Source organism: Calidifontimicrobium sp. SYSU G02091 (assembly GCF_022631395.1).
GTDB lineage: Bacteria > Pseudomonadota > Gammaproteobacteria > Burkholderiales > Burkholderiaceae_C > Calidifontimicrobium > Calidifontimicrobium sediminis.
In genome coordinates this window covers 79,951-94,467 of sequence record NZ_JALBGB010000002.1, presented here as the reverse complement: position 1 = coordinate 94,467, position 14,517 = coordinate 79,951, and the positions used below count along the sequence as shown (strand labels likewise).

16 protein-coding genes are annotated in these 14,517 nt (G+C 72.3%); 13 read left to right on the top strand and 3 right to left on the bottom strand.

Features of this window, described 5'->3' with window-relative positions; all coding sequences use genetic code 11:
* The first annotated feature begins 11 nt into the window (after positions 1–11).
* Genes gmhB through MOJ79_RS01855 form a run of 3 tightly spaced genes read left to right on the top strand, consistent with a single transcriptional unit; the run spans position 12 to position 2,300 of the window.
* Positions 12–617 carry a D-glycero-beta-D-manno-heptose 1,7-bisphosphate 7-phosphatase gene (gmhB, locus tag MOJ79_RS01865; protein ID WP_241922625.1) on the top strand — a complete coding sequence of 202 codons (606 nt, stop codon included), beginning with the start codon at positions 12–14 and terminating at the stop codon, positions 615–617.
* Positions 617–1,396, top strand: a complete 780-nt coding sequence (locus tag MOJ79_RS01860; protein WP_241922624.1) for a lysophospholipid acyltransferase family protein — start codon at positions 617–619, stop codon at positions 1,394–1,396. Before gmhB ends, MOJ79_RS01860 begins: the two co-directional genes overlap by 1 nt.
* Positions 1,397–1,409: 13 nt before the next feature.
* A complete protein-coding gene (locus MOJ79_RS01855) occupies positions 1,410–2,300 on the top strand; it encodes a M48 family metallopeptidase (RefSeq protein WP_241922623.1) in 891 nt (296 codons plus the stop codon).
* A 55-nt stretch (positions 2,301–2,355) separates the two neighbouring features.
* On the opposite strand, the gene MOJ79_RS01850 is transcribed toward MOJ79_RS01855, so the two are convergent.
* On the bottom strand, positions 2,356–3,420 hold the full coding sequence (locus MOJ79_RS01850) for an MBL fold metallo-hydrolase (RefSeq protein ID WP_241922622.1): 1,065 nt from the start codon (positions 3,418–3,420) through the stop codon (positions 2,356–2,358).
* A gap of 69 nt (positions 3,421–3,489) precedes the next feature.
* Here MOJ79_RS01850 and MOJ79_RS01845 point away from each other — a divergent pair, with 69 nt between their 5' ends.
* The 10 genes from MOJ79_RS01845 (at position 3,490) to MOJ79_RS01800 (ending at position 11,986) form a co-directional block, all read left to right on the top strand.
* Entirely contained in the window at positions 3,490–3,927 is a 438-nt protein-coding gene (locus MOJ79_RS01845) for a MerR family transcriptional regulator (RefSeq protein ID WP_119289603.1), read from the top strand.
* A gap of 85 nt (positions 3,928–4,012) precedes the next feature.
* Positions 4,013–4,471: a PaaI family thioesterase gene (locus MOJ79_RS01840; RefSeq protein ID WP_241922621.1), complete on the top strand. Its 459-nt coding sequence runs from the start codon at positions 4,013–4,015 to the stop codon at positions 4,469–4,471.
* 34 nt (positions 4,472–4,505) lie between these two features.
* Positions 4,506–5,684 (top strand): isovaleryl-CoA dehydrogenase, encoded by a 1,179-nt coding sequence (locus MOJ79_RS01835; RefSeq protein ID WP_241922620.1) that lies wholly within the window; start codon positions 4,506–4,508, stop codon positions 5,682–5,684.
* A 51-nt stretch (positions 5,685–5,735) separates the two neighbouring features.
* On the top strand, positions 5,736–6,452 hold the full coding sequence (can, locus tag MOJ79_RS01830) for a carbonate dehydratase (RefSeq protein ID WP_241922619.1): 717 nt from the start codon (positions 5,736–5,738) through the stop codon (positions 6,450–6,452).
* Entirely contained in the window at positions 6,452–8,230 is a 1,779-nt protein-coding gene (aceK, locus tag MOJ79_RS01825) for a bifunctional isocitrate dehydrogenase kinase/phosphatase (protein WP_119354610.1), read from the top strand. The genes can and aceK overlap by 1 nt, the downstream gene beginning before the upstream one ends.
* A gap of 48 nt (positions 8,231–8,278) precedes the next feature.
* Positions 8,279–9,457, top strand: a complete 1,179-nt coding sequence (locus MOJ79_RS01820) for an acetyl-CoA C-acyltransferase (protein WP_119289577.1) — start codon at positions 8,279–8,281, stop codon at positions 9,455–9,457.
* Positions 9,458–9,474: 17 nt separating this feature from the next.
* Positions 9,475–9,936, top strand: coding sequence for a MaoC family dehydratase (locus MOJ79_RS01815; RefSeq protein ID WP_119354612.1), 462 nt, complete (start codon positions 9,475–9,477; stop codon positions 9,934–9,936).
* Between the two features lie 19 nt (positions 9,937–9,955).
* Positions 9,956–10,621, top strand: a complete 666-nt coding sequence (locus MOJ79_RS01810) for an SDR family oxidoreductase (protein ID WP_241922618.1) — start codon at positions 9,956–9,958, stop codon at positions 10,619–10,621.
* Between the two features lie 16 nt (positions 10,622–10,637).
* Positions 10,638–11,780 carry an acyl-CoA dehydrogenase family protein gene (locus tag MOJ79_RS01805; protein WP_241922617.1) on the top strand — a complete coding sequence of 381 codons (1,143 nt, stop codon included), beginning with the start codon at positions 10,638–10,640 and terminating at the stop codon, positions 11,778–11,780.
* Positions 11,777–11,986, top strand: coding sequence for a hypothetical protein (locus MOJ79_RS01800; protein ID WP_241922616.1), 210 nt, complete (start codon positions 11,777–11,779; stop codon positions 11,984–11,986). The genes MOJ79_RS01805 and MOJ79_RS01800 overlap by 4 nt, the downstream gene beginning before the upstream one ends.
* A gap of 19 nt (positions 11,987–12,005) precedes the next feature.
* Here MOJ79_RS01800 and MOJ79_RS01795 read toward each other — a convergent pair whose 3' ends face one another.
* Both MOJ79_RS01795 and MOJ79_RS01790 read right to left on the bottom strand, forming a co-directional pair.
* The gene (locus MOJ79_RS01795) at positions 12,006–13,895 is read right to left on the bottom strand and encodes a polysaccharide biosynthesis protein (RefSeq protein WP_241922615.1); all 1,890 of its coding nucleotides are present in this window, start codon (positions 13,893–13,895) and stop codon (positions 12,006–12,008) included.
* 10 nt (positions 13,896–13,905) lie between these two features.
* The gene (locus tag MOJ79_RS01790; protein WP_241922614.1) at positions 13,906–14,505 is read right to left on the bottom strand and encodes a sugar transferase; all 600 of its coding nucleotides are present in this window, start codon (positions 14,503–14,505) and stop codon (positions 13,906–13,908) included.
* Positions 14,506–14,517 lie beyond the last annotated feature (12 nt).

Genomic DNA, 14,517 nt, shown 5'->3' with positions numbered 1-14,517 from the left:
ACCGTCGCCCGATGAGCCACGCGCCGCGTCTGATCGTCCTCGGCCGCGACGGCATCCTCAACGTCTACCGCGAGGACCACGTCAAGGAGCCGCACGAGTGGCAGCCGATCCCCGGCGCGCTCGAGGCGGTGGCCAGGCTCAACCAGCACGGGTGGCACGTCGTCGTGGCGACGAACCAGTCGGGCATCGGCCGCGGGCTGTTCGACATGGCGTCGCTCAACGCCGTGCACGCGCACATGATGAAGCTGCTCGCCGCGCAGGGCGGGCGCATCGACGCCGTGTTCTTCTGCCCGCACGCGCCCGAGGAGTCGTGCGACTGCCGCAAGCCGCTGCCGGGCATGCTGCACGACATCGCGCGCCGCTACGGCGTCGACCTGCGGCACGTGCCGCTGGTGGGCGACACGCTGCGCGACCTGCTCGCGGCGCAGGCCGCCGGCTGCGAACCGCACCTCGTGCTCAGCGGCCGCGCCGCCGCGCTCGGCGACGCCGAGCTCGCGCAGATCGTCGCGCAGGTGCCCACCGCGCGCGTGCACGCCGATCTCGCGGCCTTCGCCGACGACCTGCTGCGGCGCGAGCACCCGCGCGCCGCCGACTCGGTGCCCGGAGAGCTGCGCTGATGTCGGGGCTGCTGGCGGCGCTGCGCTCCGCCGTGTTCGTGCTGTTCATGACGGTCACGGTGATTCCGTGGGCGCTGGCGGTGCTGGCGGCGTCGGTCTTCGTGCGCGGCGCGCCGCTGTACTGGATGTGCGTCGGCTGGCTGCGCGTCGTGATCTGGGGCGCGCGCTGGATCTGCGGCGTGCGCCACCGCGTGCAGGGCCTGGAGCACCTGCCGACCGCCGCGCAGGGCCGCGAGGCCGTGCTGCTGGCACCCAAGCACCAGTCGACGTGGGAGACGTTCGCGCTGCCGACGATCATGCCGCACCCGCTGGCGTACGTGTTCAAGCGCGAGCTGCTGATGATCCCGTTCTTCGGCTGGGCGATGGGGCGGCTCGACATGATCCACATCGACCGCAGCAAGCGTACCGAGGCCTGGCACAAGGTCGCCGAGCAGGGACGCCGGCTGATGGCCGAAGGCGTGTGGGTCATCATGTTCCCCGAGGGCACGCGCACGCCGCGCGGCGGCCAGGGCACCTACAAGACCGGCGCGGCGCGGCTGGCGATCGCCACCGGCACGCCGATCGTGCCGATCGCCGTCACCTCGGCCAAGTGCTGGCCGCGCAAGAGCTTCCTGCTGCGCCCCGGGGTGATCGACGTGTCGATCGGGCGCCCGATCGCGGTGCAGGGGCGCGAGCCCGACGAACTGATGCGCGACATCGAGCACTGGATCGAGGCCGAGATGCGCCGCCTCGACCCCGAGGCGTACGTCACCGGCGCGGCAGGCGCGGCTTCTTCCTAGACAATCGGGGTCCATGCCGCGCACCACCGAACCGACCCAGCTGTCGCTGTTCGACGTGGCGCCACCCGCGGATCCCGTGCCCGCCGTGCCCCGCGTGGACGCCGCACCGTCGGCGCCGCCCGCTGCCGCATCGCCGCCGCCCCCGCCCGCGCTGCGCCACCCGCAGGCGCAGCGCGAGGTGCTGCTCGGCGGCCACCGCGTCGGCTACGCGCTGCGGCGTGCGCGCCGGCGCAGCATCGGCTTCGTCGTCGGCCCCGAGGGGCTGGCGGTCAGCGCGCCGCGCTGGGTCGGCATCGCCGAGATCGAGGCCGCGCTGCAGTCCAAGGCCGCGTGGGTGCTGCGCAAGCTGCACGAGCAGGCCGAGCGCCAGCGCCGGCAGCAGGCGCTGCGCATCGAGTGGCGCGACGGCGCGACGGTGCCCTTCCTCGGCGAGCCGGTGATCGTCGTGCTCGACGCGCGCGTCAGCGGCGCCGTGCTCGACGCCGGCGCCGAGGCGCTGCCGGGCATCGCGCGGCTGGTGCTGCGCGTCGGGCTGCCCGAGCACGCGACGCCGCAGCAGATCCGCGACGCGGTGCACGGCTGGCTGCAGCGGCAGGCGCGGCGCATCTTCGAGGAGCGCTGCCGCCACTTCGAGGCGCGGCTGGGCGTGCGCATGACGCGGCTGGCGCTCAGTTCGGCGGCCACGCGCTGGGGCAGCGCGAGCGCCGACGGCTCGATCCGCCTGCACTGGCGGCTCGTGCACCTGCCGCTGGCGAGCATCGACTACGTCGTCGCGCACGAACTCGCGCACCTGCGCGAGATGAACCACAGCCCGGCGTTCTGGGACGTCGTGCGCTCGGTGATCCCCGACGTCGAGCGCGTGCGGCGCGCGCTGCGCGAGCACCCGCTGCCGCCGGACGACTGACGCGCGAGCCGCCGCGGCGCCGCCGCCCGGTGGGCGGCGGGCTCGGACGGCAGGTTCAGGTGGCGGTGAACCGCCACATGCCGTCGTCGCCGCGCCGGCGCTCGAGCCGGCCGGCGTGCCACAGCGCGTGCAGGTGCGCGATGGCCTCGCCCATCGCGAACGTCGTCTGGTGCAGGTCGAGCTCGCGCCGGAACAGCACCGGCACCAGCGCCTGCGCGCTGGTGGGCCGCGCGCGGCACGCGGCGAGCGTTTCGGCGAGCCGCGCGTCGTGGTGCGCGTGCAGCTGCGCGATGCGCGCGTGCAGCCCGACGAACGGCCGCCCGTGCGACGGCAGCACCAGTGTCGACGGGGGCAGCGCGCGCAGGCGGTCGAGCGACGCGAGGTACAGCGGCAGCGGGTCGGCCTCGGGCTCGGTGTCGTAGACGCTGACGTTGGTGCTGATGCGCGGCAGCACCATGTCGCCCGAGATCAGCACGCCCAGCGCCTCGCAGTGCAGCGCGACGTGCTCGGGCGCGTGGCCGTAGCCGGCGATGCAGCGCCACGCGTGCGCGCCGATGCGCAGCACCTGGCCGTCCATCAGCCGGCGGAACTGGCGCGGCACCTGCGGCACGAGGCTGCGGTAGTAGCCCGCGCGCGCACGCACCTTGGCGACCGACTCGGGGTCGGTGAGCCCGTGTTCGGCAAAGAAGGCCGCCACCTCGTCGCCGCCGCCACCGCCCGTGGTGGCCTGGCTCGCGACGCGCGCGACGTGGTAGTCGGTCGCGCTGATCCACAGCCGGCACCGCCAGCGTTCGGTCAGCCAGTGCGCGAGCCCGAGGTGGTCGGGGTGCATGTGGGTGGCGATCACGCGCAGCACCGGCAGTGCGTCGAGCCCGGCGGCGAAGACCTGCTCCCACGCCGCGCGCGTCGCGTCGTTGGCGATGCCGCAGTCGACGACGGTCCAGCCGTCGCGGCCGTCGTCGTCGCGGTCGCGCAGCAGCCACAGGTTGACGTGGTCGAGCGCGAACGGCAGCCCCATGCGTACCCAGCGCACGCCGGGCGCGACCTCGAGCGTGCCGCCGGGCGGCGGCAGCGCGTGGCCGAGGGGGTGGTGCAGTTCGGTCGAGGTGGGGTGGGCCATCGCAGCGTGTCGGCCGCCGCGGCGACCCTGTTAGATTTACGTTGACGTCAACGTCAACCGAGTGTAGCCATGACCGCCACCGCCAAGTCCGACGCCCCGGCGCGGACGTACACGATCACCGAGCTGGCGCAGGAGTTCGACGTCACGCCGCGCGCGATCCGCTTCTACGAGGACGTCGGCCTGCTGCAGCCGGCGCGCAGCGGACGCCACCGCGTCTACAGCCACCGCGACCGCACGCGGCTGAAGCTGACGCTGCGCGGCAAGCGGCTCGGGCTGAGCCTGGCGGAGATCAAGGAGCTCGTCGAGATGTACGACTCGCCGGCCGACACGGCGCCGCAGCTGCAGGCCTTCCTCGAGGTGCTGCGCGCGCACCGCGTGCAGCTCGAGCGTCAGCGCGAGGACATCCAGGTCACGCTCGACGAGATCGCGCAGCACGAGTCGCGCTGCCAGCGGCTGCTCGCGCAGCTGGGCGCACGGCCGCGCGGGCGCGAACGCGCGCCGGCGTGAGCCCGTGCGACGCGCGGCCCTACAATTGACGTTTACGTAAACGTCAAAATCCAGCATCAACGCCGCCACCGCGCTGCCCGCCCCGATGGCCCACCCGATCCCCGCCGACGCCGGCTACGTGCAGCGGCTGCGCGACTCGTTCGCGCGCCAGCAGGTGATGCACACGCTCGGCGCCGCGCTCGACACCGTCGAGCCGGGGCGCGTCGTGATCACGATGCACCACCGCCCCGAGCTGACGCAGCAGCACGGCTTCCTGCACGCCGGCATCGTCTCGACGGCGCTCGACTCGGCGTGCGGCTACGCGGCGTTCTCGCTGATGCCGGCCGAGGCCGCGGTGCTGACGATCGAGTTCAAGGTCAACCTGCTCGCGCCGGCGCGCGGCCCGTGGTTCCGCTTCGAGGGCCAGGTGACGAAGGCCGGACGCACGATCAGCGTCGTCGACGGCCGCGCGTGGCAGCACGCGCCCGGCAGCGACGCGCAGACGCTGGTCGCGACGATGACGGCCACCGTGATGACCGTGCTCGGCCGCGGCCTCGACGGCTGAACGCCAATCCCCACCGACTCCAGGAGACCCCGCGATGAACCTGCCCGGCCTGAACTTCCAGCTCGGCGACGACATCGACGCGCTGCGCGACACCGTGCGCGCGTTCGCGCAGGCCGAGATCGCGCCGCGCGCCGCCGAAATCGACCGCAGCGACCAGTTCCCGATGGACCTGTGGCGCAAGATGGGCGAGCTCGGCGTGCTCGGCATCACGGTGCCCGAGGCCTACGGCGGCGCGAACATGGGCTACCTCGCGCACATGGTCGCGATGGAGGAGATCAGCCGCGCGAGCGCGAGCGTCGGCCTGTCCTACGGCGCGCACAGCAACCTGTGCGTCAACCAGATCAGGCGCAACGGCACCGAGGCGCAGAAGCGCAAGTACCTGCCCAAGCTGATCAGCGGCGAGCACGTTGGCGCGCTCGCGATGAGCGAGCCGGGCGCGGGCAGCGACGTGATCTCTATGAAGCTGCGCGCGGCCGACAAGGGCGGCTACTACGTGCTCAACGGCAGCAAGATGTGGATCACGAACGGCCCCGACGCCGACACGCTGGTGGTCTACGCGAAGACCGAGCCCGAACTCGGCGCGCGCGGCGTCACTGCGTTCATCGTCGAGAAGGGCATGAAGGGCTTCTCGGTTGCGCAGAAGCTCGACAAGCTCGGCATGCGCGGCAGCCACACCGGCGAGCTCGTGTTCCAGGACGTCGAGGTGCCGGCCGAGAACGTGCTCGGTGCCGTCAACGGCGGTGCCAAGGTGCTGATGAGCGGGCTCGACTACGAGCGCGCCGTGCTCGCCGCCGGGCCGATCGGCATCATGCAGGCGGTGATGGACAACGTCGTGCCCTACATCCACGAGCGCAAGCAGTTCGGCCAGAGCATCGGCGAGTTCCAGCTGATCCAGGGCAAGGTCGCCGACATGTACACCGTGCTGCAGGCCGCGCGCGCGTTCTGCTACACGGTCGGCAAGAACCTCGACCTGCTCGGCGCCGAGCACGTGCGCCAGGTGCGCAAGGACTGCGCGAGCGTGATCCTCTGGTGCGCCGAGAAGGCCACGTGGATGGCCGGCGAAGGCATCCAGATCTTCGGCGGCAACGGCTACATCAACGAGTACCCGCTCGGGCGCCTGTGGCGCGACGCCAAGCTGTACGAAATCGGCGCCGGCACGAGCGAGATCCGGCGGATGCTGATCGGCCGCGAGCTGTTCGCCGAGACGATGTAGCCCGGCCTGGCAAGGCAGCTTCGCGTCAGCGACCCCCCGCACACTGCGCCCATGCCACACCGCCTGCGCGACCTGCTGGAGCGCAACCGCGACTGGGCGCGCGGCGTCGAGGCGCGCCGCCCCGGCTTCTTCACCAGCCTGCTCGAGCAGCAGGCGCCGCAGTACCTGTGGATCGGCTGCGCCGACAGCCGCGTGCCGGCCAACGAGATCCTCGGGCTGCTGCCCGGCGACGTGTTCGTGCACCGCAACGTCGCCAACGTCGTCGTGCACAGCGACCTCAACGCGCTGTCGGTGATGCAGTACGCGATCGACCAGTTGCACGTGCGCCACGTCATGGTCGTCGGCCACTACGGCTGCGGCGGCGTCACCGCGGCGCTGCACAACCGGCGCGTCGGTCTCGTCGACAACTGGCTGCGCCACGTGCAGGACGTGCGCGGCAAGCACCGCGCGTGGCTCGACGCGCTCGGCGACGACGCGCGCCGCCTGCAGGCGCTGTGCGAGCTCAACGTGCTCGAGCAGTCGCTCAACGTCTGCGGCACGACCGTCGTGCAGGACGCCTGGGCGCGGGGGCAGACCGTCGTCGTGCACGGCTGGGTCTACGGTCTGCACGACGGGCTGCTGCAGGACCTCGAGATGACGGTGCAGCACGCCGGCGAGGTCGAGCCGGTCTACGAGCGCGCGCTGGCTGCGCTGCGCCGGCGCTACGATGGCGCCGCAAGCCCCGCCGCCGGCGATCCGGCGCGGCCGCCGGCGATCACGGAGTCCTGATGTTCCCGCCCAGCCTCGCCGACCCCCGCGCGTTCGACATCGCGCGCGCGCTGCTCGACGGCTTCAACCGCCACTACCGGCTGTTCCGCGAGACGAGCGCCGCGGCCAAGCAGCGCTTCGAGCGCGCCGACTGGCACGGCCAGCAGCGTGCGCAGCGCGAGCGCATCGAGTTCTACGACAAGCGCGTCGACGAGGCGGCCGAGCGGCTGCAGCGCGAGTTCGCCGCCGGCAGCCTGCCGATGGACGTGTGGCAGCAGGTCAAGCTGCACTACATCGGGCTGCTGACGAACCACCACCAGCCCGAGCTCGCCGAGACCTTCTTCAACTCGGTGACGACGAAGATCCTGCACCGCAGCTACTTCCGCAACGACTTCATCTTCGTGCGTCCGGCGATCAGCACCGAGTACATCGAGAACGACGAGCCGGCTGCCACGCCGACGTACCGCGCCTACTACCCGACGCTGGCGACGATGCGCGAGACGCTGCTGCGCATCGTCCACAACTTCCAGCTCGCGGTGCCGTTCGAGAACCTCGAGCGCGACGTCGACCACGTGCTCGCCGCGATGCAGGCCGAGTTCGGCAACGTGCGGCTGCGCGCGAACTTCCAGATCCAGGTGCTCTCCAGCCTGTTCTTCCGCAACAAGGGCGCCTACGTCGTCGGCAAGATCGTCAACGGCTTCAACGAGGTGCCTTTCGCGCTGCCGATCCTGCACGCCCCCGACGGCAAGGGGCTCGTGATCGACACCGTGCTGTTCGGCGAGGACGACCTGCTGCTCGTGTTCAGCTTCGCGCGCGCGTACTTCATGGTCGACATGGAGATCCCCAGCGCCTACGTGCAGTTCCTGCGCAGCCTGATGCCGCGCAAGCCGCGCAGCGAGATCTACTCGGCGCTGGGCCTGCAGAAGCAGGGCAAGAACATGTTCTACCGCGACTTCCTGCACCACCTGCGCCACAGCAGCGACCGCTTCCGCATCGCGCCGGGCATCAAGGGCATGGTGATGCTGGTGTTCGACCTGCCGAGCTTCCCGTACGTGTTCAAGGTCATCAAGGACTTCTACCCGCCGCAGAAGGACACGACGCGCGAGCAGATCAAGGCCAAGTACCTGCTCGTCAAGAGCCACGACCGCGTCGGCCGCATGGCCGACACGCTCGAGTACAGCAACGTCGCGTTTCCGCGCGCGCGCTTCGAGCCCGAGCTGGTGCAGGAGCTGCGCCACTTCTGCCCGAGCCTGCTCGAGGACGACGGCGACGTGCTCGTGATCAAGCACCTGTACATCGAGCGGCGCATGATCCCGCTGAACATCTACCTCCAAGACGCGAACCCCGAGCAGATCGAGCACGCCGTGATCGAGTACGGCAACGCGATCAAGGACCTGGTGGCGGCCAACATCTTCCCCGGCGACATGCTGTGGAAGAACTTCGGCGTCACGCGCCACGGCAAGGTCGTGTTCTACGACTACGACGAGATCGAATACGTCACCGACTGCAACTTCCGCCGCGTGCCGCCACCGCGCTGCGAGGAGGACGAGATGTCGGGCGACGTCTGGTACAGCGTCGGGCCGCACGACGTGTTCCCCGAGACCTTCGGCCCCTTCCTGCTCGGCAACCCGGCGGTGCGCGACGTGTTCATGAAGCACCATGCCGACCTGCTGGATCCCGCGTTCTGGCAGGGGCACAAGGAGCGCATCGCCGCTGGCCACGTGCACGACGTCTTCCCCTACGATCCGTCCCGGCGCTTCCAGAACCTGCGCCGCGCCGCCGGCCTCGAGCCGGGATGACCCGGCGCCGGCCCCGCCTTTCACCGACCCACAGCCAAGGAGCCCCTCATGAACGATCCCGTCGTCATCGTCTCTGCCGCCCGCACGCCGATCGGCGGTCTGCTCGGCGACTTCGCGTCGCTGCAGGCGTGGGAACTCGGCGCCGTCGCGATCAAGGCCGCCGTCGAGCGTGCCGGCGTGCCGCCCGACAGCGTCGACGAAGTGCTGATGGGCTGCTGCCTGATCGCCGGCCAGGGCCAGGCGCCGGCGCGGCAGGCGATGCGCCGCGCCGGCCTGCCCGACGGCACCGGCGCCGTCACGCTGACCAAGATGTGCGGCTCGGGGATGCGCGCGATGATGTTCGCGCACGACATGCTGCTCGCCGGCTCGGCCGACGTGATGGTCGCCGGCGGCATGGAGAGCATGACCAACGCGCCGCACCTGGTGTTCGCGCGCAAGGGCGTGAAGTACGGCGCCACGACGCTGTTCGACCACATGGCGCTCGACGGGCTCGAGGACGCCTACGAGCGCGGCAAGGCGATGGGCGTGTTCGCCGAGCAGTGCGTCGCGAAGTACCAGTTCAGCCGCGAGGCGCAGGACCAGTTCGCGATCGCGTCGACGACGCGCAGCAAGAAGGCCAACGAGGACGGCAGCTTCGACTGGGAGATGGCGCCGGTGACGCTGCCGGGCAAGGGTGGCGAGACGGTCGTCAAGCACGACGAGCAGCCGTTCAAGGCCAAGATCGACAAGATCGCAGGCCTGAAGCCGGCGTTCAAGAAGGATGGCACGATCACCGCCGCCAACGCGTCGAGCATCTCGGACGGCGCCGCGGCGCTCGTGCTGATGCGCGAGTCGGCGGCGGCCAAGCGCGGCCTCACGCCGGTGGCGCGCATCGTCGCGCACGCGGTGCACGCGCAGGCGCCCGAGTGGTTCACGACGGCGCCGGTGGGCGCGATCGACAAGGTGCTGAAGAAGTCGGGCTGGGACGCCAAGAGCGTCGACCTGTGGGAGGTCAACGAGGCCTTCGCCGCCGTCACGATGGCGGCGATGACCGAGTTCAAGCTGCCGCACGAGATCGTCAACGTGCACGGCGGCGCGTGTGCGCTCGGCCACCCGATCGGCGCCAGCGGCGCGCGCATCGTCGTCACGCTGCTCGGCGCGCTGCGCAAGTACGGCAAGAAGCGCGGCGTCGCGGCGCTGTGCATCGGCGGCGGCGAGGCGACCGCGATGGCCGTCGAGCTGTGCTGAGCGCCGCAGCGGCCCCGATGAACCCCGCGCTGCCCGACCCCAGCCTGATCGTGCTCGGCGAGCGGCTGGAGCGCCACGTGCGCTTCAGCCGTGACGACATCGCCGACTTCGCCCGCCTGACCGGCGACGACAACCCGCTGCACCTCGACGAGCAGGTCGCGCAGCGGGCGCGCTACGGCGAGATCATCGCCAGCGGCCAGCAGACCGCGGCGGTGATGCTCGGGCTGGTGTCGAGCCACTTCTCGCAGCCCGCGGGCGGGGCCGGGCGGCAGGTGATCTGCCTGAACTTCAACTTCGCGTTCAAGCGCCCGGTGTTCGCCGACCAGGAACTGCTGCTGCACTGGCACGTGACGGCCATCGAGTGGAGCGAGCGCCTCGGCGGTGCGATCGGCCACCTCGACGGCACGCTCGGCGTCAAGGGCAGCGCGCCTTGCGTGATCGGCCGCGGCACCGTGCTCGTGCAGCGGCCGGCGGGCTGAGCGCAGCGGAGGGCGGCGCGTGAAGGTGCTCGTCGTCGGCGCGTCGCGTGGCATCGGCGCCGAACTGGTGCGCCAGTACCTCGCCGCCGGTGCGCACGTGACGGCCACTGCGCGCGCCGAGGCCGACGTCGCGCGCCTGCGCGCCCTCGGCGCCGAGGCCTTCGCGCTCGACGTCGCCGACCCCGTCAGCGCGTCGTCGATCGGCTGGCGCATCGAGGGCGCCGGCTTCGACGTCGCGATCCACGGCGCCGGCGTCTACGGCCCGCGCACCGCCGGGCTCGAGCCGCCGACGGTGGCCGACTTCGACGCCGTGATGCACACCAACGTGCTCGGCGCGATGCAGGTGCTGCCGCAGCTCGCCGACGCGCTCGCGCCGGGCGCGAAGCTGGCGGTGATCTCGTCGCGCATGGGCTCGATCGGCGCGCGCAGCGGCACTTCGGGCTGGCTGTACCGCGCGTCGAAGGCGGCGCTCAACTCGGTGCTGAAGGACGTCGCGCTCGCGCTGGCCGGGCGTGCCGTCTGCGTCGCGCTGCACCCGGGCTGGGTGCGCACCGACATGGGCGGGCCGGGCGCCGACCTGACGGTCGAGCAGAGTGCAACCGACCTGCGGCGCACGATCGCTGCGCTGACGCCGGCCGACACCGGCCGCTTCCTGAACCACGACGGCACACCGATCTCCTGGTGAGCCGGGAGACCGACCGATGCTGCTGTCCGAAGACCACCTCGCCGTGCAGGACGCGGTGCGCGCCTACGTGCAGGCCGAGATCGCGCCGAAGGCCGCGCGCTGGGACAAGGAGCACCACTTCCCGGCCGCCGAGCTGAAGGGGCTCGCCGCGCTGGGCTGCTACGGCGTCGCGGTGCCGCCCGAGTACGACGGCGCCGGGCTCGACTACCTCGCGCTCGCGGTGATCCTCGAAGAGATCGCCGCCGGCGACGGCGGCACGTCGACGGTCGTCAGCGTCAACAACTGCCCCGTGTGCTCGATCCTGATGGCCTGGGGCAGCGAGGCGCAGAAGCAGCGCTGGCTCAAGCCGCTGGCGCGCGGCGAGATGCTCGGCGCGTTCTGCCTCACGGAGCCGCACGTCGGCTCCGAGGCGGCGGGGCTGAAGACCACCGCCGTTCGTGTCAAGGACGGCGACGGCGACCACTACGTGCTGAACGGCGTCAAGCAGTTCATCACCAGCGGCCAGAACGGCGACGTCGCGATCGTGATGGCCGTGACCGACAAGGCTGCAGGCAAGAAGGGCATCAGCGCCTTCGTCGTGCCCACCGACACGCCGGGCTACCGCGTCGTGCGGCTGGAAGACAAGATGGGCCAGCACAGCAGCGACACGGCGCAGATCGTGTTCGAGAACTGCCGCGTGCCGGTGGAGAACCGTCTGGCCGACGAGGGCATGGGGCTGAAGATCGCGCTGTCGGGGCTCGAGGGCGGGCGCATCGGCATCGCGGCGCAGAGCGTGGGCATGGCGCGCGCGGCGTTCGACGCGGCGCTCGCGTACAGCCGCGACCGCGTCGCGTTCGGCCAGCCGATCTTCGAGCACCAGGCGGTGCAGTTCCGCCTCGCCGAGATGGCCACGCAGATCGAGGCCGCGCGCCAGCTCGTGCACCACGCCGCGAGCCTGAAGGACGCCGGCCGCCCGTGCCTGAAGGAAGCGGCGATGGCCAAGCTGTTCGCCAGCGAGATGGCCGAGCGCGTGTGCAGCGCGGCGATCCAGATCCACGGCGGCTACGGCTACGTCAGCGACTTCCCGGTCGAGCGCATCTACCGCGACGTGCGCGTGTGCCAGATCTACGAGGGCACGTCGGACGTGCAGAAGATCCTCATCGGCCGCGCGCTGGCATGAGGCCGTTCGCGGTCGGCACGTCGCTGCGGGCGCGCCTGGTGCTGCTGGGCGCGTGCGTCGGCGCGGGCTCGGCGGTCGGCGGGGTGGTGGCCGCATGGACCGGCAGCGTCTGGGGCTGGCTCGCCGTGCCGCTGGCGATCGCGCTCGGCTGGCTCTTCGTCGCCGACCCGACGCGCTGCGCCGGCGACGGCACGCCGCCGCGCTGAGCGCGGCAAGGCGCGAGGCTCACGCCGCGGCGACGTCGCCCGGCGTGGGCCGGTACTCCGGCACGGCGTCGGCGAGCCACGCGCGCGCCGCACCCGGTGCCGCCGCCGCAGGCGACAGCGCGGCGGCCAGCGCGGACAGATCGAGCGGCGGCGTCGCCAGCCGCACCCGCAGCACGCGGGGTGCCGCGGTCGGCAGCGTCTCGTCGGCGTCGGCGAGCAGTTCCTCGTACAGCTTCTCGCCCGGGCGCAGCCCGGTGAACTCGATCGCGATCTCGTCGTCGCGCCGGCCCGCCAGGCGGATCAGCTGCCGCGCCAGCTCGACGATCTTCACCGGCTCGCCCATGTCGAGCACCAGCACCTGCCCGGTCTCGCCGACCGCGGCGGCCTGCAGCACGAGCTGCACCGCCTCGGGGATCGTCATGAAGTAGCGGATCACGTCGGGGTGCGTGACCGTCACCGGGCCGCCGGCCTCGATCTGCTGCTTGAACTTGGGCACGACGCTGCCGCTGGAGCCGAGCACGTTGCCGAATCGCACGGCCATGAAGCGCGTGCCCGGGTGCGTGGCCGCCAGCGTCGCGACGACGCGCTCGGCGGCGCGCTTGCTCGCGCCCATCACGCTGGTCGGGTGCACGGCCTTGTCGGTGCTGACCAGCACGAAGCGCTCGGCGCCGGCTTCGGCGGCCGCGAGCGCCGCGTGGTAGGTGCCGAGGACGTTGTTGCGCACGCAGCCCCACGCGTTGGCGTCGTCCTCCATCAGCGGCACGTGCTTGTACGCCGCGGCGTGGAACACGACGTGCGGGCGCCAGCGCGCGCACGCGGCGCGCAGCGCGGCCAGGTCCTTGACGTCGCCGATCAGCGGCACGACGGCCAGCCGCGGGAAGCGCTGCGCGAGCTCCTGCTCGATCGCGTAGAGGTTGTACTCGCCGAGCTCGAACAGCACCAGCCGCGCCGGCGCGAAGCGCGCGATCTGGCGGCACAGCTCGCTGCCGATGCTGCCGCCGGCGCCGGTCACGAACACCGTCTTGCCGGCCAGCGTCTCGCGGATGCCGGCCTCGTCGAGCTGCACCGGCTCGCGGCCGAGCAGGTCCTCGGGTCGCACGTCGCGCAGGCGCTCGACGCTGCCGCCGCCTTCGCGCAGTTCGGCCGCCGACGGCACCGTCAGCAGCGGCAGGCCGGTGGACGCCGCGAGCGCGAAGATCTCGCGTCGGCGTGCGCCGCGGGCGGTCGGGATCGCGAAGATCAGGTGCGTCGCGCCGGCGAGCACGTCGGCGCGCGCGAGGTCGGCGACCGTGCCGCGCACCGGCACGCCGGCGATGCGCGCGCCCTGCTTGGCCGGGTCGTCGTCGAGCAGGCCGAGCACGGTCCAGCCCTGCCGGTGGATGCCGGCCAGCAGCAGCCGCGCCGCGTCGCCGGCGCCGATCACGATCGCGCGCCGCTCGCCGCCGCCGCTGATCTGCGCGCGCGCGTGCTCGTAGAGCATACGGTACGCGAGGCGCACGAGCGCGACGCCGACGAGCACGACGAACGGGTGCAGCGCGAGCACGGCGCGCGGGATCTGTACCAGCCCGAGCCCGCGCACGACGGCGGCGGCGACGAGGCCGGCCGCGATGCACGCCAGCGCGATGCGCCGCAGCTCGCCGAAGCCGGTGAAGCGCCACATGCCGCGCGGCACGCCGGCGGCGACGAACGCCGCGAGGTACGCGCCGACGACGCCGAGCAGGACCCACGCGTCGTAGTCGGCGCGTGCGATCCACCAGCGCTCGAAGCCGAGGCGGAACAGGTACGTGAGCTGCCACGCGACGACGACGACGGCCGCGTCGACGGCCAGCGACAGCGGCTGCCGCCACGGGCGGATGCGCGCGAGCGCGCGGTCCACGCGCAGCCAGAAGCGGCTTGCGGCTTGGCTCATCAACATTCCATCATCGACGCCCCAGCAGCGCCGCCGCGGTGCGCCACAGCACGCCGAGGTCGCTCCACACCGTCGCGCGGCGCGCGTAGGCGAGCGACAGCTCGAGCTTGCGCGGCAGCAGCACCTCGATGTACTCGCGCTCGGGGTCGGCCGCTTGCGCGAGCCGCGCGCTCTCGTCGAGGTGCGCGAGCGACACCGGGTCGGTCAGCCCGGGCTTGAGCGCGAGCACCGCGTCGCGCAGCGCGGGCGGATAGTGCGCGACGTAGCGCGGCACCTCGGGCCGCGGGCCGACCAGGCTCATGTCGCCGATGAGCACGTCGATCAGCTGCGGCAGCTCGTCGAGGCGGTGGCACCGCAGCCAGCGCCCGGCGCGCGTGATGCGTGCGTCGTCGCCGACCGTCAGCGCCGGGCCGCGCTGCGGCGCGTCGGCGACCATCGTGCGGAACTTGTGGATGCGAAAGACGCGCCCGCCGCGGCCGACGCGCTCCTGGCGGAACAGCGCCGGGCCCGGCGAGTCGAGGCGCACCCACGCGGCGATCGCGAGCATCAGCGGCGCGAGCAGCACGAGCAGCGCCGACGCGGCGACGAGGTCGAACACGCGCTTGGCCATCGCCGCGTGATC